This is a genomic window from Salinibacterium sp. (genome assembly GCF_031364185.1).
Lineage (GTDB): Bacteria > Actinomycetota > Actinomycetes > Actinomycetales > Microbacteriaceae > Rhodoglobus.
The window spans coordinates 1-2,442 of the sequence record NZ_JANLVV010000190.1; the positions used below are offsets into that span (position 1 = coordinate 1).

The 2,442-nt window shown below is 59.7% G+C and carries 1 protein-coding gene and 1 pseudogene; both read left to right on the top strand.

The features are described 5' to 3' along the window. Positions 1-291: 291 nt before the first annotated feature. Positions 292-1,161, top strand: a complete 870-nt coding sequence (locus RMN95_RS17145; protein WP_397545269.1) for a lactonase family protein — start codon at positions 292-294, stop codon at positions 1,159-1,161. A 147-nt stretch (positions 1,162-1,308) separates the two neighbouring features. Continuing rightward, positions 1,309-2,442 (top strand): annotated as a pseudogene (locus tag RMN95_RS08240) (adenylyl cyclase); the annotation flags it as partial.

Consider the following 2,442-nt stretch of genomic DNA (forward strand, 5'->3'; position numbering starts at 1 on the left):
GGAGCGATATCGAAATCGCGAACGACGCAGAGTGGGTGAGTCGATGAAGGCCCCACGACCAGATTCGCTGGCGTTATGGCAGCCGTGGCCCTCTTTCTCAACCCCTTCAGGCTCACACGGTATGACGGGAGCAGCGATCATTGCCGATGATCATGATCGAACCACTCTGCTCTGCTACGAACGGTGATTGAGATGCTCGCCGGCTCCGACAACCGGAACGGAACCACATCGGAGGTGTGTCTTTGGCAATGGGAAACTCCCGCGGGTTGGGCCGTTACCGCGCGACTTCGAATGGTGAGCCCGTCTTATCTGGCTGTTCACCCCTGGCTGAGGATTGTCTATGTCGTTTCTGAGGTGGAGCGCGGTACCGTGTGCGCCATCGACTTCTCGACTCCCGGAAGACTGAAACTACTCTCTACTCTTCCGACGCACGGCGCCTCTCCCTGCCACGTCACGGTAAATTCTGCAGGAACTCGGGCGGCGGTGAGTAACTACGACGGTGGCAACGTGAGCGTGTTCGAGTTGGACGAGCGAGGGGATTTAGGGAGGCGCCTGTGGACAACAAAGTTCAGTGGATGCGGTCCTGATCGAATTCGTCAACGGAGCGCGCATCCCCATCAGGCGACATTCGTCGGCGAGAATCTGTTGGTCACCGATCTGGGCAGTGACGCGGTCCATCTGCTCTCCCCGGAGGGAGGTGTGATCCGCTCGTACGCTGCTCCTGCTGGCTTTGGGCCGCGTCACCTGGTTGTCCGTGACGACGAATCGCTCGTAGTTCTCGGGGAACTCCGCGCGGAGGTCGCAGTGCTTGAACCGGGGCCCCAGGAGGAGCATTGGCGCACCCGCGTTCCCTCTAGTCGTCAGTCCATGAAAGCTCTGCCGAGTGGCATCGTGAGTGATGGCCGATATGTATTCGTCGCTAACAGGGTCACAAACTCGATAATGAAAGTTGAGTTTCATGAATCGGCGACCGACGACATTCGATGGGAAGAGTCTTCGTGCGGGGGAGATGGGCCACGAGACCTTGAGCTCCTGGGGTCCCGACTGTGTGTCGCCAATCAGGACAGTTCACTGATCGTGTTTTTCGACAAGGATTCCCTGCAGCAGGTGGAATGCGTCGAACAAACGTCTGTGTCGTGCGTGGTTGCGGTGCCGCAGTAGAGGGCTGTCGTCACAAGCCGCGAATCCCGAGGTGGTGTGAGGCCCGCCAGTTGACGCTGATGAGGGGTGTCACTAGTCTAAAAATGAGAGCGCTCCCGAGCCAGTGTGCGCCGCGAACGGCGCCAAGTTACCGAAAGCAGGCCAGCAATGTCGCTGACGGATGCAACTCCCGAACATCGCCGAATTCGCCTACGCCCACTGTTGGCCGCGGTGATGACCACCGCGCTGGTTGTCGGATTGCCGCTCACTGGCACCTCCGAAGCCTTCGCCACCACGCCAGGCTCTGGCCAACCCGATTTCGGGCCGAATGTGAGGATCTTCGACCCGAGCATGCCCACCAGCCAGATCCAGGCCGAAGTTGACACGATCCGAGACCGACAGCTCAACGACGAGATGGGCACGAACAGGTACGCGCTGCTCTTCAAGCCCGGCAGCTATGGCACTGCTGAGAACCCGCTCATGATCCAGGTGGGGTACTACACGGAGGTTGCCGGGTTGGGCCTCAACCCGACCGACGTCACCATTAACGGCCACGTCGACGTCTACAACCGTTGCAGGCCAGAGACGGGCTGCTTCGCGTTGGACAACTTCTGGCGCGCGATGTCAAACCTCACGATCAACGTTACGGGCGGTGACGGGTGTCGAGCCTCCGCGAACTTCTGGGCTGCCTCGCAGGCCTCGCCGGTGCGCCGGGTTAACGTCACAGGCGGAAATCTTTCCTTGATGGATTACTGCACTGACGGTCCGCAGTTTGCCAGTGGCGGATTCCTAGCCGATTCGAAAACGGGCCCCGTTATCAACGGTTCACAACAGCAATACATCGTGCGCAACAGCAGCATCGGTAACTGGTCGAACGGGGTCTGGAATCAGACGTTCTCGGGTGTGGACGGCGCGCCAGCGGAGTGCTTCCCCGCAGTCACTAAGGTGTGCGGTCCGTATACGACAGTGGAGAAGACCCCGGCGAGTAAAGAAAAGCCCTACCTCTACGTCGATTCTGACGGTCGGTATAACGTGTTCGTACCCGACCCGGACACCAACTCCAGTGGCACGTCGTGGGAGAACGGGCCGACACCGGGCCGCAGCATCCCACTGTCTCAGTTCTACCTGGCCAAGCCGGGCGATTCGGTGCAGACCATCAATAAGCAACTGAAGCGCGGCAAGAATCTTCTCTTCACGCCGGGAGTGTACGGCATCGACAAAACGATCGATGTGCGCAACGCGAACACCATTGTGCTGGGTATGGGCATCGCAACACTGACGGCGGTGAAGGGTGCGGTCGTG